Origin of the sequence: Selenomonas sp. CM52, from assembly GCF_000292955.1 — a bacterium.
Taxonomy (GTDB): Bacteria; Bacillota; Negativicutes; order Selenomonadales; family Selenomonadaceae; genus Selenomonas.
Genome location: NZ_ALNM01000020.1, coordinates 41,295 through 64,381, shown reverse-complemented (window position 1 = coordinate 64,381; position 23,087 = coordinate 41,295). Strand labels below are relative to the sequence as shown.

Genomic DNA, 23,087 nt, shown 5'->3' with positions numbered 1-23,087 from the left:
CTCACTCCCTTCGAAGGCCCTTCTTGAGCAGATAGAGGAAGAACGGCGCACCCAAGAACGACATGAACACGCCGACGGGAATCTCGACAGGGGCGAATGCCATGCGTGCCGCCGCATCGGCGCCCGCCACAAGAACAGCGCCCCAGATGGCGGCGGCGGGCAGCAGATAGTCGAAATCTGATCCTGTAAGAAGGCGCACCATGTGCGGCACGACGAGTCCGACGAAGCCGAGCATGCCCGCCGCGCTCACGGCAGAGGCGGCGAGCAGGGCGGCGAGCACGAGCAGCACGAGCCGCGCACGCGCCACATGGACGCCAAGGCTTCGCGCCGTCTCCTCGCCGAGCTGCAGGGCGTTGAGCCAGCGGCTGCCGAGGAGCGTGCCCGCGATGCCGACGAGCGTGTAGGGCAGAACCATTTCCACATGGCTCCAGCTGCGCCCCGCGAAGCCGCCTGCCATCCAGTTCACCGTGCCCTGCACGCGGTCGGAGTAGAAGACCATCAGAGCCGTCATCGCCCCGCCGAAGAACGCCGCGATGGCGACGCCCGCGAGCACCATGCGCATCGGATGCACGCCGTTGTCCCACGACAGCGCAAAGACGAGCGCGACGGCGATCATCGCGCCGACGAAAGCGCCGAGCGGCACGAACTTGACCTCTGCGGGGAAGAGGATCATGATGCACATGGCGGTCAGTCCCGCGCCCGCCGACACGCCGATGATGCCGGGATCGGCGAGCGGATTCTTCAATATGCCCTGCAGGATGCAGCCGGCGAGCGCGAGGTTCACGCCCGTCAAAGCGCCCGTGATGATGCGCGGCAGACGGATGTGGTAAAGGATGCGATAGTCCTCGGGCGTGCCGTTTCCCATGAGTGTCGGCACGATGGCCTCGGGCGCGATGTGCACTGCACCCGCCGAAGCGCTGACGATGAGCGCGGCGGCGAGCGCGACAAGACCGAGGACGATGGCGATGCGCCTCTTTTTTGCCCGCGGATGCACTTCTGCCGGAAGGATTTTTTCCGATGCTTCCATTAATTCACCTCATTTATATATATTATTATTCTCATTAGTAGAAGAAAAGAAAAGGAAGTCGTAACACGAACTTCCTATAGTTATTTTCATATTTAATAACATTTTGCATTTACGTTGGTATCTTATCATGAAAATATCAGGAGGTCAAGCGAAATTGCAATCCGCTCAGAAACTAGCTGCGCCCCCTTCTCTGCATCGAATCTCCTGTCTGCGAGACTGTGGTGTGACGCAGGGAAGTATGCTATAAAGTCCACGTGTTCATGAGAGATGGCGCACGGCGTATGTAAAGCCGATGAAAAAAAGCACCTGCGTCAGACTTGACGCAGGTGCAGCCTTTTGCATCAGAAAATATCGTTCGCGCAGATGATTGTCTGATCGCGGTTCGGGCCGACGGAGACGATGCCGATGGCGACACCTGTGACGGCGGAGAGGCGTTCGAGGTATTTCCTTGCCTTTTCGGGCAGCTTCTCGTAGTCACGGCAACCCGAGATGTCTTCCTTCCAGCCTTCGAATGTCTCGTAGACAGGCTCGACCCGCGCGAGGACGTTAAGGCTCGCGGGGATCTCGTTCAGCGGCTTGCCGTCGAGCTTGTAGCCCGTGCACATCTTGATCTCGTCAAAGCCGTCGAGGATGTCAAGGCGCGTGATCGCCATGTAGTCGAGACCCGAGAGTTGCCCCGCATAGCGCACGACGCAGGCATCGAGCCAGCCCGTGCGGCGCGGCCTGCCCGTGACGGTGCCGAACTCATGGCCGGCTTCACGGATCTTGTTGCCGATGTCGTTGATCTGCTCGGTCGGGAAGGGGCCTTCGCCGACGCGCGTGCAGTATGCCTTGACGACGCCGACGACCTTGTCGATGCGCCTGGGCGCGACGCCCGCGCCGACACCTACGCCGCCCGATACAGGGTGCGAGGCCGTGACGTAAGGGTATGTGCCGTAGTCGATGTCGAGCATCGTCGCCTGCGCACCCTCGAAGAGCACCTTCTTGCCAGCGTCAAGTTCCTCGTTCAAGAGAGCGATGGTATCGCAGATGTAGGGTTTCAGGAGATCTGCATAAGCTTCGTATTCTTCGAGGATATGCTCGTAGGAGAGCGGCGCATGACCGTAGATCTTTTCCAGTTCCTCGTTCTTGACCGCGAGGTTTTCCTTCAGGCGCTTTCGGAACTCCTCAGGCTCGACGAGATCGCAGACGCGGATGCCGATGCGGTTCATCTTGTCCATCGTGCACGGGCCGATGCCGCGCTTTGTCGTGCCGATCTTCCCCTCGCCGCGCGCTTCCTCGGCGAGACCATCCATGATGCGGTGATACGGCAGGACGAGGTGCGCGCGGTTCGAGATGCGGATGCCCGAAGTGTCGATGCCGCGTTTCTGCATCTCGTTCATCTCTTCGAGCGCGACTTCGGGATCGAAGATGACGCCGTTGCCGACGACGTTCGTTTTGCCGTGGTAAAGGATGCCCGAGGGCAGGAGACGAAGCTTGAACTCCTCGCCCTTGACGCTGACGGTGTGTCCGGCATTGCTGCCGCCCTGATAGCGTACGACCGTATCGGCCTTCTCGGCGAGGTAGTCGACGATCTTTCCCTTGCCCTCATCGCCCCATTGCGTGCCTGTAACTACTACTGCTGACATAGCGATTCTCCTTCTCTATACGAGGTTTCAGCTTCCGATGTGTGCGCTGAAGCCGTAAAAACGCCTTCGGCTCAGAGTCCGAAGCGTTCGAAGATCTTGTCGATGTGGCGCAGGAAGTATTGATAATCGAAGCAGTTGTCGATTTCTTCCTTCGTCAGATACTTCAAGATGTCCTCGTCCTTTTCGACATTCGTGCGGAAGTCTTCGCCTTCCATCCAGCGCTTCATGGCGTTCCGCTGCACCCACTTGTAGGCGTCTTCACGGAGAACGCCCTTGTCGACGATGGCGAGCATGAGGCGCTGGCTGTAGATGAGACCGCCCGTCTTTTCCATATCGGCGAGCATGGCCTCGGGATAGACGAGCAGCTTGTCGATGATGTTCGTGAACTTCTTCGTGCAGTAGTCGACGTTGATCGTGCTGTCGGGCAGGATGACGCGCTCGACGGACGAATGCGAGATGTCGCGCTCATGCCAGAGCGTGATGTCTTCGAGTGCTGCAATCGCATTGCCGCGCACGAGACGCGCCATGCCCGAGATGCGCTCGCAGGTGATGGGATTGCGCTTGTGCGGCATGGCGGACGAACCCTTCTGGCCGGGAGCGAAGTATTCCTCCGCCTCGCGGATGTCCGTGCGCTGCAGGTTGCGGACTTCCGTCGCGAACTTTTCGAGCGAGCTTGCAACGATGGCGAGTGTCGTCATGTACTCGGCATGACGGTCGCGCTGAATGACCTGCGTCGCGAGGCGCACGGGCGTGATGCCGAGCTTCTTGCACGTGATCTCCTCGATGCGCGGGTCGATGTTTGAATAGGTGCCGACGGCGCCCGAGAGCTTGCCAACGGCGACGATCTTCTTCGCGTGCTCGACGCGTTCGATGTCGCGCTCGACCTCGGCGCTCCACAGGAGCAGCTTCAAGCCGAAGGTCATCGGCTCTGCGTGGATGCCGTGCGTTCTGCCGATGCACGGCGTGTGCTTGAACTCGACGGCGCGGCGGCGCAATACTTCGAGGAGCTTCTTAAGATCATCGATGATGATGTCGGCAGATTTCTTCATCATGATGCCAAGTGCTGTGTCCTTGACGTCGCTCGACGTCAGTCCCTTGTGGATGTATTTCGAGTCCTCGCCGACATACTCAGCGACGTTCGTGAGGAAAGCGATGATGTCGTGGTTCGTGACCTTTTCGATCTCCTTGACGCGCGGCAGGTCGAACTTCGCCTTGGCGCGGATGTTCGCCGCAGCTTCCTGCGGGATCTCCCCGAGTTCCGCCATGGCTTCGCAGGCCGCGATCTCGACTTCGAGCATGGTCTCAAACTCATGCTGCAGCGTCCAGATATTGCCCATTTCAGGATTCGTATAGCGTTCTATCATGGATGCGATTCCTCCTGTCATAGAAAGCGTGCTGAACCTTTGCAGCACGCCGATTCTCCTTGCCTATCATAGCATTTTAATCGCTTCACTGTCAATTCCGCCAGCGCGAAAACGGCAGGCGCATGAGGCTCGCATTCAGGTAGCGGCTGTCGTCGGAGACCTCTTCGCCGAGCCAGGTCGGATGCTCGAATATCTCGTCCGCCGTAGAAAGCTCAATCTCGGCTACGACGAGACCTTCGTTCTCGCCTGAGAAGCAGTCGATTTCCCATGTATGCGCACCGCATTGCTCGCAGTAGCGGCGCTTTTCAATCCATGGACGCTCGCAGAGGGCGAGCATGGCGCGTGCGTCTTCCGTTGGGACCTCGTACTCGAATTCGAGCCGTTCGACACCCTTCGTCGGCCCCTTGATGGTCAGATAGGCGCGGTCTCCCGCCAGGCGCACGCGCACGGCGCGCTTCTTATCCGCTGCGAGGTAGCCCTGCGCGATCTCGATTCCTTCGCCCTTCGGCTGCCAAAGCTCCCTATGGACGAGGAACTTGCGCTCGATTTCTTTTGCCATATTGCCTCCCAACTCAAAGGAAAGAGCCGCTGCAGGAAGTCTCTCGGACTCGTGCAGCGGCTCTTTTTTGCATTACATCAGGCTGAACTTATGTCCAACCACAGGCTTGCTGCAAGCGGCAAAGTCCCGCCTTCAGCGCGCACCAACGATGAACTCGACGAGGTAGAGCACGATCGGGATCGTCACGCAGAAGATGCCGATGAAGTCGATGTAGACGCCCGTCTTGATCATCTTCGTGATGGGCACATAGCCCGACGCGTAGACGATGGCGTTCGGCGGCGTCGATACCGGCAGCATGAAGCCGAGCGACGAGGAGAGCGCGATGCCGACCGCGACGGGAATCGGGCTGAAGCCCGCTGCCATGGCGGCCGTAACGCCCAAGGGGCCGATCATGTTTGTCGCCGCCGTGTGCGACGAAAGCTCCGACAGGAGAAGCGCCATGACGGAGAAGATCGCGACCATCATGAAGAGCGACGGCTCGCCGCCCATCCAGCCGACGATGCAATCGCCGACCCACGTCGAAAGACCCGTCTTGTACATCATGCCGCCCATCGCGAGACCGCCGCCGAAGAGGATCAGCGTACCCCACTCGATGCCGGCAGCCGCGTCCTTCCAGTTCAGCGTGAACTCGCGCTCCTTCCAGTTGACGGGCAGGAAGAAGAGCAGGAGAGCGCCCGCCATCGCGGCGATCGCTTCGGGGAAGAGCTTGCTGTACATCTTGAGAATCGGCGAATCGGGGCCGAGAATGATGTTCAGGATGCCCGGCGTGACCCAGAGGATGACGGCGACGCAGAAGCCGACGAGCGTGTTCTTCTGCGCGCGCGTCCAGCCGCCGAGAGCGCGGCGCTTCTCAGCGATGAATGCCTCTGCGCCATCGATGCGCTTGACGTCAGCGGGGAACATGTTGACGAGGATGAAGTAGGCAATGATGAAGTAGACGACCATGGCGACGAAACCCCAGATCATCCATTCAAAGAAGGAGATGTGAATGCCTGCCATCTGATCGAGGAAACCGAGCATGATGATGTTCGGGGGCGTACCGATCGGGGTCAGGACGCCGCCGATGGAGCACGCATAAGCCGTCATGAGCATGAGACCCGTGGCGTACTTGTATTCGTGCAGCTCGATCGTCTTGCCGTTCGCAGCGAACATCTCCTTGATCGCTTCCAGAAGGCCGAGCGCGATCGGGAACATCATGGCCGCCGTCGCCGTGTTGCTGACCCAGCCCGAGCACAGTGCGCAGGCGAGACCGACGGCGAGGAAGATGCGCCTAGGATTCGAACCGACCCAGGACATCGATAGAAGCGCGAAGGCGAATTTTCGGTCGAGCCCGTGCATCATCATGCCCTTGGCGATGATGAAGCCACCCATGAAGAGGAAGATCATGGGGTTCGCGAACGCCGCATAGGCGTCCTTCGCCCCCACGACACCGCAGATGACGGCGAGCGTCGGCCCGAGGAGCGACGTCACCGGGATGGGGATCGGCTCCGTGATCCACCAAAGAGCGATCAGCGTCATGATCGCCAGGAGCTTGTGCGCCGGAAGCGGCAAGTCGGGAATCGGCGTAATCATGACGAGAATGGCGCAGATCGGCCCGCAGATCATGCCGAAGGTACGCCTTTTCCGGTCAAACGCCAGCTCGGCCTCATGGATCTTGTCGCTTTGGCTTTTTGTTTCCGTACTCATTTACTAACACCTCCATTGCTGTTTGGGAAGCGCTGATAAGATGTACTGGATTTATCGGTGCTTCCTTTCGAAGAACGGCATGGAGCACCCGTTCCATAACCAGAGACTATCGACGCATAGCACTCCGGAATCGTCACGCTTTTATGATAATATAAATTAGATGATTTTACAATAGGAAAGAGCAGCTTCGAGAGGAAATAATAACCAAAAAAATCCCTTGCTTAACGTCCACATGCTCATGCGCAGGATTTGCCCCTTCTTTTTCGTGAAATCCTCCTAATTCCGCCCAAAATGGAAAAATATCATTTGCGTAAAGAAACAAGACCTTTTATAATAGGAGAAACACCTTGCGGGCGAGGAATCGCCCCATGCGTGCCGTGTTCCTCTCGCTTGGGCCTGTACGGACGTCCGCTTTGTAAAAAGCGGACGCCGCCTTGCTGGAACTTGATATGAAAAATGCTGAAAAGAAGGTATGATCTTGCAGAAAAATTCTCCGCCTCCTGCCGTGCCGAAAAAGAAGCGGCGCATCTGGCCTTATGTCGCCGTCGTATTCCTCTTTTTTGCCGCCGCTGCGGCGGGTGCGCTCTTCGCTTCGACGAGCCTCCTGGACAAGGAGAAGCCAAAAGCGGACGAGGAGCATCTCCTGACCGCAAAGGACAAGTCGACCATCATGATCATGGGCGTCGACCAGAGAGAAGACGACGTCGGCCGCTCCGACACCTTGATGGTCACGATGATCGATCCGAAGAAGAACAAAGCAGCGCTCCTTTCCGTGCCGCGCGACACGCGCGTGAAGATCAAGGGGCATGGCTACGACAAGATCAACGCCGCTTACGCCTACGGCGGACATAAGCTCAGCGAGAGCACGGTCGAAGACCTCTTGGGCGTGCGCATCGACCACTACATCATCATCAACACGCACTCCTTCCAACGCATCATCGACGCCTTGGGCGGCATCGACATCAACGTGGAGAAACGCATGTACTACGAAGATCCGTGGGACGACGACGGCGGCCTCCTCATCGACCTCAAGCCCGGCATGCAGCACATGGACGGCAAGACGGCTGTGACCTATGTGCGCTACCGCGACGAGGAGGGCGACATCGGGCGCATCGAGCGCCAGCAGAAGTTCATGAAAGCGGTCATGGAAAAGCTCACGTCGCCCGCCATCATCACGCGCCTGCCCTCCGTCATCAAGGAGGTCATGGATTCCATCGAGACTGATCTCTCCTTCCGCCAGATGCTTGAGTTCGCGGGCACTCTGAAGGAGGCGCAGAAGAATGGCCTCAAGACCGACATGGTGCCAGGGCGTCCGCTCTACATCTCGGGGATCAGCTATTGGATTCCCGACATCATGAAGCTTCGCCAGACGGTCGCCAACACACTCGACATCGATGTCAACGCCTCGATGCGCGCCGCCATGGAACGTGAGAGCCACGAGTACGAAAGCTCGATCCCCGCGGGCGCAACCGAAGTGCCTGCAAGCGACACCTCCATCGGCCGCCCCAAGCGCGAAAGCTCGGGCAGAAGCGAAAGCTCCTCGAAGAGTTCAACAAGCCGCGAGGACGCGGACGATAAGGAGTCGAAGAAGGGCGGCAGAGATCGTGCATCGTCCGCTTCGTCAACAGAGAAGAAAGGCGCGGCACAGGACGCAGACGATTCGCGCACGCGTACGGAGGCGAAGTCTTCGGGCGCATCGCCCGCGGCGACGCCCTCTGCTGCACCCACCCCCGGCGCCGAGACGCAGAAAACGCAATGACGCTCCCCATACGAAAGGGGCTGTCGCACAAATCATGTGCAACAGCCCCTTTTTCGTGCGCAAAAGCGCCTTCTTCATCAACCCGGTCTATCCCTGATGCACAAAGGGAAGAATTTCTGGCGAAGCTTCTCAAATCATGGTATGATAGTAAAGAGAAAAAAAGGAGGCCGCCTGCCATGACGTCATCGAACATCACGCCGGAGGATCTGCTGCTCGGCTATGCGAACCCTGCCTACGATCAGCATGCCAAGCGTTTGCTCGCGCAAAAAGATGTCGTGGCGCGAATCCTCAAGGGCGTCGTTCCTGAATTTCGTCAAATCGATCTCGCAACCATCGTTGGTCGATGCATCGAGGGCGAGCCGGAAATCGGCGTCATCCCCGTCGATATGGACAAGACGAACGCTGCAAGGCGGATTCCGAAGGAGATTCGCGGAGACAATACGGAGAGCGCCAGTCCCACGGAAGGATGGATTCGTTTCGACATTTTGTTCCGTGCGAAAGTGCCTCAGACAGGTGCGCGTATCACCTTGATCGTCAACATTGAAGCTCAGAAGACGCAGTCGCACAGCCGTCTCGGTTACGCGCTGCTGCGGCGAGCCATATACTATGCCTGCCGCTTGATTTCCTCCCAGAAGGAAACGGAGTTTGCAAAATCAAACTATAATGACATCAAGAAGGTTTATTCCGTCTGGATCTGTATGGATGCGCCTGATGACAAGAGCGCCATCAACTTCTACGATATGCAGGAGCGTCACTTTCTGCATCGCACGAAAGCAGAAAAAAGCGATTATGATCTGCTGAACATCATCATGATTTACCTCGGTGCGGATGACTCGGGCAATGATCTCGTCCGCTTTCTGAAGCTCTTATTTCGCGATACAGCAAAATCTGCGGCAGAAAAGAAGAAGATTCTCGAAGCTGAATTCGATCTTGATGTTTCAAGCGATATGGAAAGGGAGATGAACACCATGTGCAATTTGAGCGAAGGCATCTTCGAGCGCGGCATCGTGCAGGGCATTGAGCAGGGCATTGAGCAGGGAGAATCTGGCATGATCCTTTCCATGCTGAAGAAAGGATACGATCTCACAAGCATCGCCGATATATCTCAATGGTCAATCAAGAAGATCGAGCAGTTGGCAAAGGCGCATCATCTGCTGTAAATACGCGCACAAACGTCCGCTGTTTGGAAAAAGATGCTTACACATTACCCCAAAGAGGGGCTGTCGCACAAATCATGTGCAACAGCCCCTTTTTCGTGTGCAACAGCGCCTCTATTGAACTGCACGATACCCTTCACCGTACAATATGCTTGCCGCCGTAATAATGCGCATTCCAGTAGTCGCTCGAAAGTTCGTCGATGCGCACGCCTTTGCTCGTCGAGGCGTGGATGAACTTGCCGCCGCCGAGGTAGATGCCGCAGTGCGACGCGCCTTTTTCGTACGTTTCGAAGAAGACGAGGTCGCCCTCTTCAAGCTCCGCCGTCTTCGCGCTCTTTCCGAGCTTGAATTGCTCGTCCGCCGTGCGCGGCAGCGTCATGCCGTTTTCTTGGAAGACATACTGCAGGTAGCCTGAGCAGTCGAACGCCTTCGGCGTTGTGCCGCCGAATTTGTACGGCGTGCCGATGTACTTCTTCGCCGTCGCTATGACGGCCGCCACCTTGGCTCGCTGCAGGAACGGAGCGCTCTCGGGCGCTTTTTTTATGCGCGGTTCGAGTGCGGGTACGTTCTCTTTGCCCGGCGCTTCCGCCGCTGTATCATCGACTGGCTTCACAGCGGGAAAGGCGATCGAGCCGCCCTGCGCAGGCTTTGCGGCGGGCGGGAGAGGAGCGGGAGAAGCGTCTCGTGCAGGCTGCTCCTGCAGGCGGCTCCATGTCTCGCGATCGACAACGCCCGTTTCCTTGAGGCTCTGGGCGCGTTGGAACGCAAGAACCGCGCTCTTCGTGCGGCTGCCGAAGATGCCGTCCGGCTCGTCGCTGAGGTAGCCTGTGCGCTTCAGTTCCTTTTGCAGCTTGAGGACGTCGTGCCCATGGGAGTTTTCCGAGAGGATCGGCGCGGCCAAGGCCGTGCCCGCCGACAAGAATACGGCAAGTCCGAAAGCAAGAAAGACCTTGCGCAAACGACAGAGGCGCATACCATCCCATCCTTTCCACGCAGCGGCAATCGCCTTAAATATATCTGTGCTTTTATATCGTTGCTTTCAAGTATACTGTAAAACTCCGAGAAGTCAAGCCTGAAGGGTATCGGCTCTATGTGAGCCCTTTGTCCTTAAAGGAAAGAATTCTATAAGATTTACAGAACATGTGGATAAAGACTTGCCATAAAATAATGAGTCATATATACTAGTAAAGTAAGTAATTCTAGGCGGATAGATACAGAATTTGCCATATTCACCGTCTTGTTGATAGACAGAAAGTCCTTTGCTAAACGATACACTGCCTGTTGCGTCGGATGGTGAATAAAGGTCAAGCGAATGGAGCCTGAGACAAGAATATGAGTACATGGACGAAAAAAGTGATGTTTGCGGGGCTGCCGCGCTTCTTGGAGCAGCTGCTTGCCGCGTGTTTTCGCAAGGAGGCGTGGGACGTCTCGCGCCTTTCTGCGAGCGTGGAGGAGCGCCCGCCCGCAGGCATGAAGACGTATGACTGCGCCTTGGAGAGCGCTGAGGCGGGCATGGTCTTTGCCGTGGAGAATCTCGATCTCCTCATCTATCGTTTGGAGTGCGATCCCGTGCTGGGAGTGCGACGCCTCGATGCCATGCTGCGCTTTGCCCGCGCCTCGAAGGTACGGCGCGTGTTCCTGCTCTCGGGTGACGAGGTGTTTGCGCCTGGGACAGAGCCGCTGGAAGACGCAGCGCTCCAGCCGCAGGGCGAAACGGGGGCGCTGCTCGCGCGTTTGGAAGCTATGGGGCTCTCCTGGCGTGCGCAGGGACTTTCCGTGTCCATCGTGCGCCTTTCTGAGCTTTATGCGCCGGGACAGACTTCAGACGACGGCTTCATCGGGCGCCTCTTCGGCGCGGCTTTGATGAATCGTCCGCTGCCGCGCTACACTGAGCCGGCCGCCACCTCCTGCGGCTTTCTCGATGCGCGTGACGCAGTCTATGCGATCTATCAGGCGGCGGCACGCGACTTCAATGGCGCACATCTGCACATCGGCGCACCTGCGGCAACGACGATGGAGGAGCTTTATGCGATCTGCCGCGAGTTCTTCCCGCGCACGGAGGAGGCGGCACTTCCGCGCGAAACGCAGGGACGCGCTATCTTGAAGAGCGCAATCGCAGAAAAGGAACTCGGCTGGCGTCCCGTGCGTCCTCTCGCGCAGGGGCTCAAGGAGACATGGGAGACGATGTGCGCGATGCACGATACGCGCGTCGCGGACGTCCGCGCGATGTCGCGGCGCGCGCGTCTCGCACGCCTCCAGCAGCGCTTCATCCCCTACGCGGAGAACCTCGCGGGCGCGGCTTTGACGGCGGGCGTAGGCGCTTTGCAGGGCGGCACGACGGTGAACGCCATGACGGCGTTCGACTTCGCCTTCCTCTACATTGGCTGCATGGGACTTCTCTACGGCAAGCAGCAGGCGCTGATCGCGGCTGTGCTCTCGCTTGCGCTGCTCGTGCACAGCCTTTTGGGGGCAGGCGGCGACCTCGTGGCGATGCTCTACAATCCGCGCGAGTTCCTGCACTTCGTTTCGTACTTCTTCGTCGCGGTGCTGACGGGCTACTTCGCCGATCGCGCGAGCTATCAGCAGCTCGCCGACATGCGCATCAAGCGCCGTCTGAAGAATCGCTATTCCTTTTTGGAAAGCCTTTTCAAGGAAAACCTCGCCGTGAAAGATCGCCTCTATCGCCAGATCGTGAACTCGGACGACAGCATCGGCCGCCTTTACCGCATCATTTCGCGCCTCGATTCCGTCGAGACGGAGAACCTCTTCACGCAGGCGACCTCGGTCACGGCAGACATCCTCGACGTCGAGGATGTCGTCGTCTACGTCGTCGGCGAGGGCGGCTACTACCTGCGACAGAAGGTGCGCCTCGGAAGTCGGACGGGTGAGATGCCGCGCTCTTTGCGCGTTGACGATTATCCGTATCTGCAGGAAATGCTCCGGGAGAAGAAGATCTTCGTCAACCGCAATCTCATCAAGGGGCTGCCCGATCTCGCCGCGCCGATTTCCTACGAAGGGCAAGTGATCGCCGTCCTGCAGATCTATCATCTGGACTTCGAGCAGTGGAGTCTCTATGAGCAGAACCTCCTCTCCATTACCGCGCGCCTTGTTTCGAGCTCGCTCGGACGCGCCTACGCGTGGGAGCAGGAGACGGCAGGGCGCAAATACATCGACGAGACGCGCATCCTGCGCATCGAGGAGTTCCAAAAGGTCATCGAGGAGTTTCGCGAGCGCCGCCGCATGCAGGCAGACTATCCTGTCGCGCTGCTGCCCGTCAACGTCAAGGACGAGAACTACCGAGAGATCGATCACAAGATTGCGAACAGCATTCGCGCCGAAGACTTCATCGGCGCGACGACAGACGGCGTTGCCCTCCTTCTGCCCGACGTCGCGGGCAAGACGCTCGACATGGTGCGTAACCGCTTGGAAAAGGCGGGAATTGAAACGGGGGAGAGCCTTTCGCTATGATCAGCGATTTGTTTGCAGGAACAGGACTCCTGCTTCTCGTATACTTCATATTGGTCGCCGTCTATATGGCGGTCGAAGGAAAGCGCCGAGGTCGGATCTCAGCGGCGGCCAAGGGCGTCTTTGCCGCCGCTCTGCCCGGACTCGGGCTTCTTCTGCTGCTCCTTTACGAGCTTTTCGGTCATGCGCTCGGGCTCATGAAGCGCACGGGGTCGGAGGAAGAGGAGGAGGACTTCAGCATGTCCTTCGGCGATCATGCGTACAATGCAGACATCGTGCCGCTGCGCGACGTGTTCTTGATGGACGATCCGAAACTCAAGCGCAAGTTCTTCACCGACGCCATCAAGCAGAACGTCGTGGAGCGGCAGGGAATCCTCAACGAGGCCGTGCATGACAGCGACCGCGAGATCGCCTACTACGCCGTGTCGATGATGACGGCGCACATGGAGCAGCTCGGCGAGGAGATCTATGCGCTCGAAGAGGCGATCAAGCGCGGCGTGGATGACGATGCGCTTCTCGACAAGTATGTGGAAAAGGTGCGCGAGTTTCTGCTGCGCCGCTACGGCGACTCCGTGACGCGCGAGCAGCAGCGCATGCGCTACATGGAGATGCTGCGCCTCCTCTCGGAGCGCCATCCCGACCATCCCGCCTATCACGCCGAGCGCATCCGTGCATTGATCCGCGCAAAGCGCCTGAAGGAGGCGGCAGAAGCCTGCGCCGCATTTCGCGCAAGCCTCCCCGAGGCGGAGCTGCCGCTTCTCCTGACACTTCAAATACAGCAGGCGGCGCATGAGCGCGAGGCGATGGAGGAAACGATCGAGTCGCTCAAGCGACTGCCAACGCGCCTGACGAACGAAGCGATGCAGGCGATCCGCTACTGGGAAGGAGGTGCGGCGCGTGAATAAGCGAAGCCTTTGCCTCCTGCTCTTCATCGCGTTCCTTCTGGGCTGCTTCTTCCAATACAGCCGCTTCGACGGCTTTCTTCATCTCGATGCTCGGGGAAACCGCACGCTTGCGGATCGCGTCCTGCGGCCGATGCCGCCCGAAGGGGAGGAGCTCGCGCGCGAGAAGTTCCTCATCGTCTATGATCCCGCCGATGTCCTCAGCATGTATGCACGGCACAATATGGAAAAGATCCTCAAGGAAAAGCGCAAGGACTACGAGAGCCGCACCGTCTACGATACACGTCCCTTTGACGGCGCATATCAAGGCGTCGCTCTGGCGACGGGGCGCTTGGACGCGGTGAAGATGCTGCCCGCGCTCTTGGACTATGTGCGCTCGGGCGGCACGCTGCTCGCTCTGCAAAAGATCGAGCAGACGCCCGAAAATCCTTTGCCGGCCGCCGTCCTGCAGGATTTCGGCATCGCATCCGTAGGCGAGACTGCCGATGTTCACGGCATCCATATACGGACGAACTTCCTCGTCGGCGGCAAGGATTTCCGCTTTGGCGAAAATTCGGCGTTTACGACGCAAGTCAATAGGGTCGATCTGACCGAGGACGCTGCCGTGCAGATCGAGAGCGCCGACGGGGTGCCGCTTCTCTGGGAAAAATCACTGGGGACGGGGCGCATTTATGCCTACAACGGCGTTGAGCGTGACGACAAGACGAACCTCGGCATCTTCACCGCGATGGCGGCGCACTGCGGCGAGGATGCGATCTATCCCGTCGTCGGTGTGAAGATCTTCGTCCTCGACGATTTTCCCTCCCCCGTGCCCGAAGGGGATTTCTCGCGCATCTACGACGAACTCGGCGTAGATACGGAGACCTTCTACCGCCAGATCTGGTGGCCGTTCATCCGCCGTCTGGCACAGGAGGAGGACATTCGCTATACGGGCGCCATCATCGAGACGTACGGCGCACAGGTCAAAGGGCCGTTCCGGCCGCTTGGCGGACGCGCGGCGCGTGACGGACTGATCATCTACGGGCGCGAACTTTTGAACATGGGCGGCGAGCTCGGCCTGCACGGCTACAACCATCAGCCGCTTGCCCCTGCGGGCTACGGACAGCCGCGGCTCAACTATGTGCCGTGGGAAAGTCAGGAGGATATGGAGGAGGCGCTGCGCGAGCTGAGGAACTACGTCAAGTCCGTCTATCCCGACTACGACTTCCGCTTCTATGTGCCGCCGTCGAACATCATGAGTCCCGAGGGGAAAGCCGCGATCCGCAAGGTGTTCCCCGAGGTCATCGCCTTCGGCTCTCTGTTCGACGGGCCGGCGAATGAGCGCGCCTACTATCAGGGTTTTGAGCGCAAGGACGGCGTCTTTGAACTGCCGCGCATCAGCTCGGGTCATGAGGATGACGGGCTCATGCTCTGGCAGGAAATCAGTGCGCTGAACTATATCGGCGTTTTCTCGCATTTCATCCATCCGGACGAATTGTTCTACGAGGAGAGCGCGAACATGACGTGGCAGGGCATGTCGGAGGGGCTGAAGAGCTTCATGCACAAGATCCGCGTGCGCTATCCGTGGCTGACGGCGGAAACGATTTCGGACAGCCTGCCGCTCTTTTCGGATTACTTCGATATGGATTACCGCGTGCGCCGGACAGATGATCGTCTGGAGCTTTATTCGTGGGGCACGGGCGGCGAGCTGCGCTTCCTGCTGCGCACGGCGAAGGAGATCGAGCGCACGGAAGGCTGCACGGCGGAATTTGCCGATGACGGCGTTTACCTCGTCCGCACGAGTGAGGCGCGAGCCTGCATCTATTGGAAAGGAGAGAAGTGATGCGCATCTGTCTGTTGGCGGAAGGTTCTTATCCCTACGTCGTAGGCGGCGTGTCCTCGTGGATTCAGATGCTCATGGAGGGGCTTCCCGAGCATGAGTTCGTCGTCTACACCATCGGCGCGGAGATGAAGGATCGCGGCAAGTTCAAGTTCAAGCTGCCCGCGAACTGCGTCGGCATCGAGGAGGTGTTTCTCGACGAGATCCTCTCCCTGCGCGCTTCCGACATGCTTGAGGGCATCTTGACGCACGACGATTGCCAGACGCTCTACGAGCTTGTGCGCGGCGAGCACGACATCCCGCTCAAGCGGCTTTTGGAAGTCTTCGCCTACGGGCGCTGGAAGTCGCCGCTCGCCGTCTTCATGTCGAGCGACTTCTTCGATGTGATCGTGCGCGTCTATCGCGAGCAGTACGAAAATCTGCCGTTCACGGATTTTTTCTGGACGATGCGCTCGATGCTCCTGCCGCTCTTCTACTTGCTGCAGCAGAAGCTGCCCGAGGCGGACGTCTACCACAGCGTCGCGACGGGCTACTCGGGCGTCATTGGCGGCATGGCGGCGACGCGATACAAGAAGCCGTACATGATCACGGAGCACGGCATCTACTCACGCGAGCGCGAGGCGGAAATCTTGAAGAGCGACTGGGCGAAGGCGGACTTCAAGGGCGTGTGGATTCGCTACTTCTACTACCTCGCACGCCTTTCGTACCACAGCGCCGATCGCCTCTACACGCTCTTCGAGCACAACGGCAAGATCGCCGCTGACCTCGGCTGCGATCCGGAAAAGATCGAGATCGTGCCGAACGGCGTGCGCATGGAGCGCTTCTCTTCCGTTCCCAAGCTTCTCAATCACAAGGGGCCGATCACGATCAGCGCAGTCGTGCGCGTCGTGCCCATCAAGGACATCTTGACGCTCCTTCGCGCCTTTGCCATCGTCAAGCGCGAACTGCCCGACGCGCACCTCGTCGTCATGGGCGGACTCGAAGAAGATCCCGACTACGTTGCAGTCTGCCATCGCACGGTGCGCATGCTCGGACTTGAAGATGTGACCTTCGCCGGCTCCGTCCCCGTGGCAGAATATCTGCCGAAGATGGACATCCTCGTCCTGTCGAGCATCAGCGAGGGGCAGCCGCTCGCCGTCTTGGAAGGATTCTCGGCGCACCGCCCCTACGTGACGACGGACGTCGGCTGCTGCCGCGAGCTGATCTACGGCGACAGCGGCGACGATCTCGGCACGGCGGGCGCGGTCGTCGCGCCGCTCGACTACGAGGCGATGGCGCACGAGATCGTGCGGCTCGCGAAGGACTACGAGCTGCGCCGCTCGATGGCGGCCATCGGCTTTGCCCGCACGAAGTCGCGCTACACGCACGAACAATTCATTGAGTCGTATCGCAAGGCTTATCAGGACATAGGAAAGGAGGGGGCACATGGCGGGCGTCGGCTTTGAACTCAAGCGTCTCTTTCGGGCGCGCACGGCGACGGGGCATCTCAAGGCGTACTCGTATTCCGCCATCGTCACGACGGGGCCGTTCGCCCTTTTGACGAGCATGGTGCTGCTGATCCAGACGCTCTTCCAGCTCCACGGCACGCCGGAGGCGGAATCGGCAGTCTATCTTGGTGCCGTCGTCTATTCCTTCGTGTTTTCCCAGCTGCTCTCGTGCGGCTTCACGATCGTCCTGACGCGCTACCTCGCGGACTGCATCACCGTGCAGCACTACCGCGATGTGACGCCGTCGCTCTTCGGCATGAGCGCGATCCTGCTCGTGCTCGGCGCTGCCGCCTCCGCGCTCTTCTTTTGGGACAAGCCGCTCGCCTTTGAGCTGAAACTCCTGTCGTACCTCTTCTTTTCGGAACTGCTGCTCGTCTGGACCGCGAGCGTCTATCTGACGGCGGTCAAGCGCTTCAAGTACCTGATCCTCGGCTACCTTGCGGGCGTCCTTTTAAGCGTTGCGCTCGCGGCGCTCCTCTTGGAGCTGGCGTGGCTTTCGCCTGCGGTGGCGGCGCTCTTTGCCATGGACGTCGGCATGGGCGCACTCGTCCTCTTCTTCTTCCTCTATGTGACGAGCCGTTTCGGCTTGCCGAAGGACGGCATGATCTTCGCCTTCCTGCCCTATCTCGGGCGACACGGGCGGCTCTTCATCGGTGCGTTCGGCTACACGCTCGGGCTTTTCCTGCCGAACATCCTCATCTGGCAGGGGCCTTGGGGCGTGCTCATCGAGGACACGTTCCTCTACGCGCCGCGCTACGACGTCGTCGTCTTCTACGCGCTCCTTTCCATCCTGCCGCTCACGACGATGTTTGTCGTCAAGGTGGAGACGCATTTCTACGAGCGCTACGCGCAGTATTTCACCTCCATCACGCACGGCGGCAACCTTCAGATGATCGAGGACGCGCGAAAGGATCTGCTCTACGTCATGTGGTTCGAGCTGCGTCAGGCGTTCGAGTTCCAGTTCGTCTTTACGCTCGTCTTTCTGGCCTTTGGCAACTATGTGCTGTCGTTCGCCGGACTCGATTACAACTCGGTCAACATGTTCAACGTCATGCTCTTCGCAGCCTTCTTCGCGGGCGCTCTGCAGGTTCTCATGATCATGCTTGAGTACTTCGACTTCCAGAGCGGCGTCTGGCGCATCGGCGCGATTGCGGCGCTCGGGAATCTCGCGCTGGGTCTTTTCTCTCTCTATCTCGGGGAAAAGAGCTACGGCTTCGGCTTCTTCCTCGCGACGACGCTTGCGCTCGCCTACGGCATCTGGGCATTGATGCGCTTCGCCAAGAGCATCAACTACTATGTGTTCTGCGCACAGCCCGTCTTCTATCGGGCCGACGCGGGGATTTTCCAAAAGATCGCATATTGGCTCTACGGAGAGGAGCTTCCCGATCTCGAAAGGATGGAAAAAGCATGAGCATACTACAGAAGATGAAACGTCGCAGGGCGCTCGCACTCCTCAAGAGAGCCTGCACCCTGACGCTCGCTCTCGGCATGACGTCGGGCGCGGCGTCGGCGGCGAGCCACGACGCCCTGCACGATGTCTACGGCTACTTCTCCTACATGATGAACGTCCGAGACGAGATACGATCCCACCGCGCGGCTCTCGCGGCGCTCGCCGAAGCACGGGCGGACGTGGAAAGCGCGCGCGCCAACCTCGTCGAGGCGCAGGAAGCGACGCGGGATGCCGCCGCCAACCTCGCGCTTGCCATCCAAAACCTGCGCGCGGCAGAAGAGCATCTCGCCGCCGTTCGCAAGGCGCTCGCGTCGGCCGAAGAAGCGAGCGCCTTGCGAACGGAAGAAGCGATCGCGGCACAGAACGCTGAGGCAGACTACGCACCCGAGGTCGAGGCGCAGCGCACGGCGCTGGAATCGCTCTACCGCGAGGCAGACAGTCTCTCGCGTGCGTCAGATACGACGGGCGGGGAGAATCCCGATCGCGAGAAAGTGGTCGCACGCATCCTCGCGGAAGTCGGCTACGAGCAGAACCGCATCGTCGACGCGCAGCGCATGGTCGAAGAAGCCCTTGCTGCCGAGCGCGGCACGACGCCGGACGCGGCCGGCGCAAAGCTCGCGGCCGTCTCCGCCGAGGTCGATGCGGCGCAGGCGAGGCTCGACGCGATGGAAGCGCAGCTCGATGCGCTGACGGCTCTGCGCGAGCAAACGGAGGACGCGGAGCGCGACGCGCGCGAACTCGTCGCCGACTACACGCAGGAAGCCCAAGCGAGCGAAGCCGACCTCGCCGAGAGCCGCAAGAACAAGGAGGAAGCGGAAACGTACGACGCGGAGGCGAAAGCCTGGGCGCTGCAGGCGGCGGATGAGCAGAAGGCCGCTGAGCGCCGGCTCCTCCAGAGCGAGCACGATCTCGCCTATTTCGGCGAAGGCGCGGGCGCGGAGACGGGCGTCGAGTACTACACATGGCGCGGCGAGAGAGCGGGGCATCAGCTCTATCTGCCGCTTTCGTACTTTTCGCGCACGCACGCGGGCAAGACGAAGCTCGACTACGGCATCTCTGCGGGCTACGTCAAATCCCATACGGGATTTGACAGCGGCGTCTCAGGCTTGACGGATACGCAACTCAGTGTTACGATTCACAATGAAAAGCCTCGGACGAGCGTCCATTATGGCCTCTCGGTCAACCTGCCGACGGGCGAGAGCAAGATTTATCAGCGTGCTGCCGTACCCGAAGGACTCGCACGCTTCACCGACTTCGGTGCGGGCTGGCAGTTCATCCCGAGCGTCGAAGTCACGCACCGCATCAGCGAGCGCGACCGTCTGACGGGGAGGTTCAGCTATGCCATGCGCGGCGGCTACGACTATTCGAAGGAAGTGCCGAATGCGCATGTATCGCCGGGCAACATCTTCGCGCAGGAAATCGAGTACCTCCATGCGGGAGATAAGAAATCGTATATGGTACAGCTCTACCACAACGCAACGTCGAGCGCCGTACAGGACGCGGTGGACACAGACAGCCGCACGATTACGGGCAAAATGCACTACCGCGACGGCGACGACTGGGAGCTTCGCTTCTTCTACAACCAAGCTGTTTCCCCAAAAGACGAACTGCGCTTCTATGCCATCTATGCGCTGACCGAAGCGGCCAAGGGCATCGCCTCGCAGGAAGTCGCGCGGCAGTACTACGGACTCGGCCTGCGCCACCGCGTGTCCGACAAATTGACGTGGCAGATCATGGCGCACTATCAGAACGTGAGCACGACCTACGACCCTTTGCGCACGGCGCTCAACACGGGCAATGGCTTCAAGCGCTGCTCGCTGATCGCAGGCCTTGCGTGGAAGGCGAGCGAGCGCAAAAATCTCACGCTCCAGGTCGAGCGCTATGTGAGAAGCGACGTGGGCGGCGCGGGCTACAACGGCTGGGGCACTGCGCTCTGGTATCAGCAGTCGTTCTGATTTTGTCATCGCGAAGGAGTGTGTATGGGGAAAATAAAAAAAAGCGTTGCCGCGCTTCTCTTAGGAGCGGCGGGACTCTTCGGGCTGCAGCAGACGCCCTTTATCGCAGATGCGCCGAAGGACGCCGCGGCACGCACCGCCGTCGTGCCGGAAACGGCGATGGTCGATCTTACGCAAGCGCTCGGCCGCTATGCACGCGCCCGTAAGGAAGACTTCCTGCTCGTCGGAAACGGCCCCGTGGGGCTTCTGGAAGTGACGGAGGACAATCCCGAGGAAAACGTCGCACGGCTCATCGGAACGCTCGACGGCATCCTCATGGAGTCGGTCTTCTATGACGGCTATGAGGAAGAAGGAGAGATGCCCGAGCGGCGCGATGCAGAGACGGAAGAATACCTCGCCGCCATGCTGCGAAAGCCGCTGCTCGCAGGACGCTCCGTCTTCACGCTCGACTATGTGAAGGGCGAGAAAATTGCCGAGGCAGAAGCGCTCGGACATGCGGCCGGCTACATCTCCGAAGCCGGCGACCGTCTCTTGGATGTGATTCCTGCGCGCGCGCCGCAGGAAGAAAATGCAGCGGACGTCACGCGCCTCAAGCAGGTGAAAAACTTCCTCGCTCTGTTGAACCCCGAGCATTTTCCCACGCGCGAAGCCTACCTCGACGCGCTCGCCGCGACGAACTACGACCTCCTGATCGTCGACCTCTACTATGGCGACCGTCCGCTCACACCCGAAGAGACTGCCCGCCTCAAGCACAAGGCGAATGGCGGCCGCCGCCTCGTCCTCTCTTACATGAGCGTCGGCGAAGCGGCGGATTACCGCCCCTATTGGAAAAAGGAATGGGACAGCGAGCGTCCGCACTGGCTCGCCGAGCCGAATCCCGAATGGCCGGGCAGCTACAAGGCGCGCTATTGGTCAAGAGAATGGCACGACATCCTCTACGGCAGGGAGGACGCCTACCTCGACCGCATCATCGCCGCCGGCTTCGACGGCGCCTTCCTCGACGTCATGGACGCGTGGCAGTATTTCAAGGAATCGGAAATGAAATAGCTCTATCTGATCGGCGCTGTAAATTCCCATACGTAAATTTCCAAAGAAAAGCCGGAGAAGAATTTTCTTTGAAAAAATCTTTCTTTTGTTCTATAATGAAAGAAAGGCTGTTTCACAGCGGTAGAGATTTATACTCGTCTCAAACTGCAGCGGCCGGATAGGAGTTTTACCGATGAAAAGCACCGACATGAGAAGGAAGCGTTCGCTGAAGGTCAGCGGAGCGCACCCTATGGAAACCTTGGGCATTCCTCAGCCGATGCCGCAAGAAGCGAGGAAAGATACAAAGGGGCGGGAGGAGGCGTGCAGAGAGGCGATATTACGCGTCTTCTTGGAAAAGACAAATGTGATCGCTTACCGCTACGAAGTGGCGAAAGACGAAACGACGCTCTGGCAGGCCGCTCCTGGCGAAGAAATGAAAGAAGCACATAGGGCAAACTTCTACGACTATTTTACCAATGAAGTGCTCGCGGATGCCGACCAGCGCGAGGAAGTGCTCGCACGCTTGACAGACGCCTGCCGGAGGATTCGCGACGATGTCGTCGAGTATCGGGTCAAGACGAAAGACGGCAGTCCGCTTTGGCGGCGCACGTCGTATCGCAGCTTGGCGGCAGAGGACGGACAGATCTATGCGGTCGTCGGACTCATGGAGGATCTGCACGATACTACGCACATGATGGAGCGGCAGGAGGCACAGCTGAAACGCGATCCGCAGACGAGGCTCTTTGACCGCGAGGGGTTGGAACTTCTCGTCAACCATCAGCTCATGAATCTATTGCGCGGCGAGAAGGGTGTGCTCTTCATCGTTGGCATCGACGACTACGAAGAGCTTTGTGAAGCGTTGGGCGAGTCAGCATGCAATGGCTACATCGGCACGCTCTCAGACTCCGTTCGTGCGGACTTCCGAGGCGTCGATGTCTTCGGGCGCGTCAAAAGAGATGAGGTTGCCGTCTTCATCTCGGGACGCATCTCCATCGATATCATCGAAAAGCGTGCGCAGCGCATTCTTGATCTCTTCCTGCGCGTGCAGCCGCAGGACCATGCGCCGGTATCATTCAGCATGGGTATATCGGTCACGGGATCGCCTGCAGAGACGTTTGATCACATGGTCGATGAGGCGGAGGAAGCCATGCTGTCAGCGCGTAGGTTCGGGCCGAACCGCTGCCGCATGTACGACGAGATCAAGGGATGAGGTTTATTCTTGACATGAAAAAAGAGGGGCTTCCCAGCGGAAGCCCCTCTTTTTCTGTCAGATCTGCTGGCGTTCGTTTGTGATCGGCATGCCCGAGATATGAGCGTGCAGGATCTTCCAGCCTTCCTGCGAGGTGCGGCGGTACATCTGGCTCGTGCGTCCCTTATGCTCGATCTCCGTGCCATCGGAGCGCAGCTTGCCGTGAAAGTCCCATGTGTACATGGCAATCGCCGTATCGCGGTAGACTTCGATCTCGAGGTCGCGGAACTCGAAGTGGCGCTCCGTGTAGAGCTTCTGCAGACGATCAATGTAGAAGTGCTGCCGGATGTTCTCCCAGCCGATGTCCTCCCCGCGCGGGTGCACCATGGACGTCTTCGGTCCTGATTGCCAGATGCTGTCTGCAAGCGCCGTGTTTGCATCATTCAGCGTCTTTTTGTAGAGATCGACGAACTCCTCTACGATGGCGGCGTCTCCTTCACGAACTGTCATGGACGATTCCTCCTTTGGATGGGGAGAGTGACCGTATGGAGCAAGAACCCCGTTCGGGGCAAAGGGTCACACTGCCCGATGTTGAAATTTTCCACAATCATCTG

At 59.2% G+C, this 23,087-nt stretch carries 17 protein-coding genes; 10 read left to right on the top strand and 7 right to left on the bottom strand.

Translation table 11 applies throughout. The annotated features are described in order from the left end of the window. Window position 1: 1 nt before the first annotated feature. From HMPREF1153_RS04735 to HMPREF1153_RS04715, 5 genes are all read right to left on the bottom strand, one after another. Window positions 2–1,027, bottom strand: coding sequence for a FecCD family ABC transporter permease (locus tag HMPREF1153_RS04735; RefSeq protein ID WP_009645802.1), 1,026 nt, complete (start codon window positions 1,025–1,027; stop codon window positions 2–4). A 341-nt stretch (window positions 1,028–1,368) separates the two neighbouring features. Then, window positions 1,369–2,655, bottom strand: coding sequence for an adenylosuccinate synthase (locus tag HMPREF1153_RS04730; RefSeq protein ID WP_009645868.1), 1,287 nt, complete (start codon window positions 2,653–2,655; stop codon window positions 1,369–1,371). Between the two features lie 71 nt (window positions 2,656–2,726). After that, the gene (gene purB / locus HMPREF1153_RS04725; protein ID WP_009645744.1) at window positions 2,727–4,019 is read right to left on the bottom strand and encodes an adenylosuccinate lyase; all 1,293 of its coding nucleotides are present in this window, start codon (window positions 4,017–4,019) and stop codon (window positions 2,727–2,729) included. Between the two features lie 91 nt (window positions 4,020–4,110). Then, window positions 4,111–4,578, bottom strand: a complete 468-nt coding sequence (locus HMPREF1153_RS04720) for a CYTH domain-containing protein (protein ID WP_009645827.1) — start codon at window positions 4,576–4,578, stop codon at window positions 4,111–4,113. A gap of 132 nt (window positions 4,579–4,710) precedes the next feature. Continuing rightward, a complete protein-coding gene (locus tag HMPREF1153_RS04715) occupies window positions 4,711–6,264 on the bottom strand; it encodes an SLC13 family permease (RefSeq protein WP_009645810.1) in 1,554 nt (517 codons plus the stop codon). A 472-nt stretch (window positions 6,265–6,736) separates the two neighbouring features. Here HMPREF1153_RS04715 and HMPREF1153_RS04710 point away from each other — a divergent pair, with 472 nt between their 5' ends. Both HMPREF1153_RS04710 and HMPREF1153_RS04705 read left to right on the top strand, forming a co-directional pair. After that, window positions 6,737–8,023: an LCP family protein gene (locus HMPREF1153_RS04710; RefSeq protein ID WP_009645746.1), complete on the top strand. Its 1,287-nt coding sequence runs from the start codon at window positions 6,737–6,739 to the stop codon at window positions 8,021–8,023. 176 nt (window positions 8,024–8,199) lie between these two features. After that, on the top strand, window positions 8,200–9,183 hold the full coding sequence (locus HMPREF1153_RS04705; protein WP_009645878.1) for a nuclease: 984 nt from the start codon (window positions 8,200–8,202) through the stop codon (window positions 9,181–9,183). Window positions 9,184–9,316: 133 nt separating this feature from the next. Here the strand turns inward: HMPREF1153_RS04705 and HMPREF1153_RS04700 are convergent, their stop codons facing one another. After that, complete coding sequence (locus tag HMPREF1153_RS04700; RefSeq protein WP_009645803.1) at window positions 9,317–10,153, bottom strand: C40 family peptidase; 837 nt, start codon at window positions 10,151–10,153, stop codon at window positions 9,317–9,319. Window positions 10,154–10,512: 359 nt separating this feature from the next. Here HMPREF1153_RS04700 and HMPREF1153_RS04695 point away from each other — a divergent pair, with 359 nt between their 5' ends. The 8 genes from HMPREF1153_RS04695 (at window position 10,513) to HMPREF1153_RS04660 (ending at window position 22,494) form a co-directional block, all read left to right on the top strand. Then, window positions 10,513–12,648, top strand: coding sequence for an NAD-dependent epimerase/dehydratase family protein (locus HMPREF1153_RS04695; RefSeq protein WP_009645773.1), 2,136 nt, complete (start codon window positions 10,513–10,515; stop codon window positions 12,646–12,648). After that, the gene (locus tag HMPREF1153_RS04690; RefSeq protein WP_009645750.1) at window positions 12,645–13,550 is read left to right on the top strand and encodes a hypothetical protein; all 906 of its coding nucleotides are present in this window, start codon (window positions 12,645–12,647) and stop codon (window positions 13,548–13,550) included. The genes HMPREF1153_RS04695 and HMPREF1153_RS04690 overlap by 4 nt, the downstream gene beginning before the upstream one ends. Next, on the top strand, window positions 13,543–15,369 hold the full coding sequence (locus HMPREF1153_RS04685; protein WP_009645808.1) for a DUF2194 domain-containing protein: 1,827 nt from the start codon (window positions 13,543–13,545) through the stop codon (window positions 15,367–15,369). The genes HMPREF1153_RS04690 and HMPREF1153_RS04685 overlap by 8 nt, the downstream gene beginning before the upstream one ends. Next, window positions 15,369–16,811 carry a GT4 family glycosyltransferase PelF gene (gene pelF / locus HMPREF1153_RS04680; RefSeq protein ID WP_009645871.1) on the top strand — a complete coding sequence of 481 codons (1,443 nt, stop codon included), beginning with the start codon at window positions 15,369–15,371 and terminating at the stop codon, window positions 16,809–16,811. The genes HMPREF1153_RS04685 and pelF overlap by 1 nt, the downstream gene beginning before the upstream one ends. Then, entirely contained in the window at window positions 16,792–18,264 is a 1,473-nt protein-coding gene (gene pelG / locus HMPREF1153_RS04675; protein ID WP_009645811.1) for an exopolysaccharide Pel transporter PelG, read from the top strand. Before pelF ends, pelG begins: the two co-directional genes overlap by 20 nt. Further along, a complete protein-coding gene (locus HMPREF1153_RS04670; RefSeq protein WP_009645847.1) occupies window positions 18,261–20,258 on the top strand; it encodes a peroxidase in 1,998 nt (665 codons plus the stop codon). The genes pelG and HMPREF1153_RS04670 overlap by 4 nt, the downstream gene beginning before the upstream one ends. A gap of 24 nt (window positions 20,259–20,282) precedes the next feature. Then, a complete protein-coding gene (locus HMPREF1153_RS04665) occupies window positions 20,283–21,305 on the top strand; it encodes an endo alpha-1,4 polygalactosaminidase (RefSeq protein WP_009645754.1) in 1,023 nt (340 codons plus the stop codon). 172 nt (window positions 21,306–21,477) lie between these two features. Beyond that, window positions 21,478–22,494, top strand: coding sequence for a GGDEF domain-containing protein (locus tag HMPREF1153_RS04660; RefSeq protein ID WP_009645747.1), 1,017 nt, complete (start codon window positions 21,478–21,480; stop codon window positions 22,492–22,494). A gap of 57 nt (window positions 22,495–22,551) precedes the next feature. Here the strand turns inward: HMPREF1153_RS04660 and HMPREF1153_RS04655 are convergent, their stop codons facing one another. Further along, window positions 22,552–22,983: a YybH family protein gene (locus tag HMPREF1153_RS04655; protein ID WP_009645829.1), complete on the bottom strand. Its 432-nt coding sequence runs from the start codon at window positions 22,981–22,983 to the stop codon at window positions 22,552–22,554. Window positions 22,984–23,087 lie beyond the last annotated feature (104 nt).

Coding starts and splice junctions, on each gene's coding strand:
- HMPREF1153_RS04735 (WP_009645802.1), bottom strand. CDS start 1,027: ATGGAAGCATCGGAAAAAATCCTTCCGGCAGAAGTGCATCCGCGGGCA.
- HMPREF1153_RS04730 (WP_009645868.1), bottom strand. CDS start 2,655: ATGTCAGCAGTAGTAGTTACAGGCACGCAATGGGGCGATGAGGGCAAG.
- purB (WP_009645744.1), bottom strand. CDS start 4,019: ATGATAGAACGCTATACGAATCCTGAAATGGGCAATATCTGGACGCTG.
- HMPREF1153_RS04720 (WP_009645827.1), bottom strand. CDS start 4,578: ATGGCAAAAGAAATCGAGCGCAAGTTCCTCGTCCATAGGGAGCTTTGG.
- HMPREF1153_RS04715 (WP_009645810.1), bottom strand. CDS start 6,264: ATGAGTACGGAAACAAAAAGCCAAAGCGACAAGATCCATGAGGCCGAG.
- HMPREF1153_RS04710 (WP_009645746.1), top strand. CDS start 6,737: ATGATCTTGCAGAAAAATTCTCCGCCTCCTGCCGTGCCGAAAAAGAAG.
- HMPREF1153_RS04705 (WP_009645878.1), top strand. CDS start 8,200: ATGACGTCATCGAACATCACGCCGGAGGATCTGCTGCTCGGCTATGCG.
- HMPREF1153_RS04700 (WP_009645803.1), bottom strand. CDS start 10,153: ATGCGCCTCTGTCGTTTGCGCAAGGTCTTTCTTGCTTTCGGACTTGCC.
- HMPREF1153_RS04695 (WP_009645773.1), top strand. CDS start 10,513: ATGAGTACATGGACGAAAAAAGTGATGTTTGCGGGGCTGCCGCGCTTC.
- HMPREF1153_RS04690 (WP_009645750.1), top strand. CDS start 12,645: ATGATCAGCGATTTGTTTGCAGGAACAGGACTCCTGCTTCTCGTATAC.
- pelF (WP_009645871.1), top strand. CDS start 15,369: ATGCGCATCTGTCTGTTGGCGGAAGGTTCTTATCCCTACGTCGTAGGC.
- pelG (WP_009645811.1), top strand. CDS start 16,792: ATGGCGGGCGTCGGCTTTGAACTCAAGCGTCTCTTTCGGGCGCGCACG.
- HMPREF1153_RS04670 (WP_009645847.1), top strand. CDS start 18,261: ATGAGCATACTACAGAAGATGAAACGTCGCAGGGCGCTCGCACTCCTC.
- HMPREF1153_RS04665 (WP_009645754.1), top strand. CDS start 20,283: ATGGGGAAAATAAAAAAAAGCGTTGCCGCGCTTCTCTTAGGAGCGGCG.
- HMPREF1153_RS04660 (WP_009645747.1), top strand. CDS start 21,478: ATGAAAAGCACCGACATGAGAAGGAAGCGTTCGCTGAAGGTCAGCGGA.
- HMPREF1153_RS04655 (WP_009645829.1), bottom strand. CDS start 22,983: ATGACAGTTCGTGAAGGAGACGCCGCCATCGTAGAGGAGTTCGTCGAT.